The organism is Paractinoplanes maris, assembly GCF_023544465.1.
Lineage (GTDB): Bacteria > Actinomycetota > Actinomycetes > Mycobacteriales > Micromonosporaceae > Actinoplanes > Actinoplanes maris.
Genome location: NZ_JALPVL010000026.1, coordinates 1 through 3,418, shown reverse-complemented (window position 1 = coordinate 3,418; position 3,418 = coordinate 1). Strand labels below are relative to the sequence as shown.

2 rRNA genes are annotated in these 3,418 nt (G+C 56.0%); both read left to right on the top strand.

The features are described 5' to 3' along the window. The first annotated feature begins 66 nt into the window (after nucleotides 1-66). Nucleotides 67-3,189: ribosomal RNA gene (locus NAG42_RS43805) — 23S ribosomal RNA — on the top strand. 111 nt (nucleotides 3,190-3,300) lie between these two features. Next, a 5S ribosomal RNA gene (gene rrf, locus NAG42_RS43800) occupies nucleotides 3,301-3,417 on the top strand. Nucleotide 3,418 lies beyond the last annotated feature (1 nt).

Sequence of the window (3,418 nt, the reverse complement as noted above, 5' to 3'; positions counted from 1 at the left end):
GTTGATGGTTGTGGGTTGGTCGTTGGTTGAGAATTACACAGTGGACGCGAGCATCTTGTTTTCTGTGTTTAAGTTGTCAAGGGCGAACGGTGGATGCCTTGGCACCAGGAGCCGATGAAGGACGTGGGAGGCCGCGATAGGCCTGGGGGAGCTGTCAACCTAGCTGTGATCCCAGGGTGTCCGAATGGGGAAACCTGGCACGAGTCATGTCGTGTCATCCATACCTGAATACATAGGGTATGTGAGGGGAACGCCGGGAAGTGAAACATCTCAGTACCGGTAGGAAGAGAAAACAACAGTGATTCCGTGAGTAGTGGCGAGCGAAAGCGGATCGAGCCTAAACCGTGTGCGTGTGATACCTGTCAGGGGTTACGCACGCGGTGTTGTGGGACTTTTCTTTTGGCGTGCTGACACGCGCCTGCAGAGTTACAAAGCCTTATGTTAGTCGAACAGTGTGGGAAAGCTGGCCGTAGACGGTGAGAGCCCGGTAGACGAAAATGTATGGCCTCTGTTGAAGAGCACCCGAGTAGCAGCGGACTCCTAGAATCTGCTGTGAATCTGCCAGGACCACCTGGTAAGGCTGAATACTTCCTGGTGACCGATAGCGGACAAGTACCGTGAGGGAATGGTGAAAAGTACCCCGGGAGGGGAGTGAAATAGTACCTGAAACCGTTCGCCTACAATCCGTCAGAGCCTTATGCCCTTCGGGGTGGGGGTGATGGCGTGCCTTTTGAAGAATGAGCCTGCGAGTTAGTGGCACGTGGCGAGGTTAACCTGTGTGGGGTAGCCGTAGCGAAAGCGAGTCTGAATAGGGCGTTGTAGTCGCGTGTTCTAGACCCGAAGCGGGGTGATCTAGCCATGGGCAGGTTGAAGCGTGGGTAAGACTGCGTGGAGGACCGAACCCACCAACGTTGAAAAGTTGGGGGATGACCTGTGGTTAGGGGTGAAAGGCCAATCAAACTCCGTGATAGCTGGTTCTCCCCGAAATGCATTTAGGTGCAGCGTCGTGTGTTTCTTGCCGGAGGTAGAGCACTGGATGGTCTAGGGGGCCTACAAGCTTACCGAAATCAGCTAAACTCCGAATGCCGGTAAGTGAGAGCGCGGCAGTGAGACTGCGGGGGATAAGCTTCGTAGTCGAGAGGGAAACAGCCCAGATCACCAGCTAAGGCCCCTAAGCGTGTGCTAAGTGGAAAAGGATGTGGGATCGCATTGACAACCAGGAGGTTGGCTTAGAAGCAGCCATCCTTTAAAGAGTGCGTAATAGCTCACTGGTCAAGTGGTTCTGCGCCGACAATGTAGCGGGGCTCAAGCACACCGCCGAAGCTGTGGCATTCACATTTTACTCGGCTGGTTCCTTCGGGTTCTGGTCCAAGTGTGTGGATGGGTAGGGGAGCGTCGTATGGCGGGTGAAGCGGCGGGGTGACCCAGCCGTGGACGCCATACGAGTGAGAATGCAGGCATGAGTAGCGAATGAAGAGTGAGAACCTCTTCCGCCGGATGACCAAGGGTTCCAGGGCCAGGCTAATCCGCCCTGGGTGAGTCGGGGCCTAAGGCGAGGCCGAGAGGCGTAGTCGATGGATAACGGGTTGATATTCCCGTACCCGCAAAGGAACGCCCAAGACGAACCTCCATGTACTAACCGCGTGAAGCCGGCGAGGACTTCGGTCTGAACTGGTAGAGCCCGGGACCTTGTGGGGTAGTAGTTTAGCGATGGGGTGACGCAGGAAGGTAGATGATCCCAGGCGGTGGTTGTCCTGGGGTAAGCGTGTAGACCGTGTCATAGGCAAATCCGTGACACATGATGGTTGAGACGTGATGCCGAGCCGTTTCAGGTGAAGTCATTGATCCTATGCTGCCGAGAAAAGCCTCTAGCGATGTTCCGAGCGGCCCGTACCCCAAACCGACACAGGTGGTCAGGTAGAGAATACCGAGGCGACGGGTGAACTGTGGTTAAGGAACTCGGCAAATTGCCCCCGTAACTTAGGGAGAAGGGGGGCCGGACGCGTGATACCCCTTGCGGGTGGAGCGTGGTATGGCCGCAGAGAGCAGGGGGAAGCGACTGTTTACTAAAAACACAGGTCCATGCCAAGTCGTAAGACGATGTATATGGACTGACGCCTGCCCGGTGCTGGAACGTTAAGGGGACCTGTTAGCCCGTGAGGGCGAGGCGGAGAACTTAAGCGCCAGTAAACGGCGGTGGTAACTATAACCATCCTAAGGTAGCGAAATTCCTTGTCGGGTAAGTTCCGACCTGCACGAATGGCGTAACGACTTCCCCACTGTCTCAACCACAGGCCCGGCGAAATTGCAGTACGAGTAAAGATGCTCGTTACGCGCGGCAGGACGGAAAGACCCCGGGACCTTTACTATAGCTTGACATTGGTATCCGAATTTAATTGTGTAGGATAGGTGGGAGCCGGTGAAGCTCGGACGCCAGTTCGGGTGGAGGCAATCTTGAAATACCACTCTGTTGGGTTTGGGTATCTAACTTGCGGCCCTGATCGGGTCGAGGGACAGTGTCTGGTGGGTAGTTTAACTGGGGCGGTTGCCTCCTAAAGGGTAACGGAGGCGCCCAAAGGTTCCCTCAGCCTGGTTGGCAATCAGGTGTTGAGTGTAAGTGCACAAGGGAGCTTGACTGTGAGACTGACGGGTCGAGCAGGGACGAAAGTCGGGACTAGTGATCCGGCACTTGCGAGTGGAAGCGGTGTCGCTCAACGGATAAAAGGTACCCCGGGGATAACAGGCTGATCTTCCCCAAGAGTCCATATCGACGGGATGGTTTGGCACCTCGATGTCGGCTCGTCGCATCCTGGGGCTGTAGCAGGTCCCAAGGGTTGGGCTGTTCGCCCATTAAAGCGGTACGCGAGCTGGGTTTAGAACGTCGTGAGACAGTTCGGTCCCTATCCGCCGTGCGCGTTGGATACTTGAGAAGGGCTGTCCCTAGTACGAGAGGACCGGGACGGACGAACCTCTGGTGTGCCAGTTGTCCCGCCAGGGGCATGGCTGGTTGGCTACGTTCGGAAGGGATAACCGCTGAAAGCATCTAAGCGGGAAGCTCGCTTCGAGATGAGGTATCCCACCACCTTGAGTGGGTAAGGCTCCCAAGAGACTATTGGGTTGATAGGCCGGAGATGTAAGCCAGGTAACTGGTTCAGTCGACCGGTACTAATAGGCCGAGGGCTTAACCACCCTAAACATTGCGCTTGCGTCCACTGTGTGATTCACAGCAAACGAACAACCATGCACCAACCGGCAAAGTTCGCGGTTGTTGTTGCTGGTGTTTGTTCCGCTGATTGCTGTTTCGGTGGTCATAGCGGAGGGGAAACGCCCGGTCTCATTCCGAACCCGGAAGCTAAGCCCTCCAGCGCCGATGGTACTGCACTCGTGAGGGTGTGGGAGAGTAGGACGCCGCCGGACT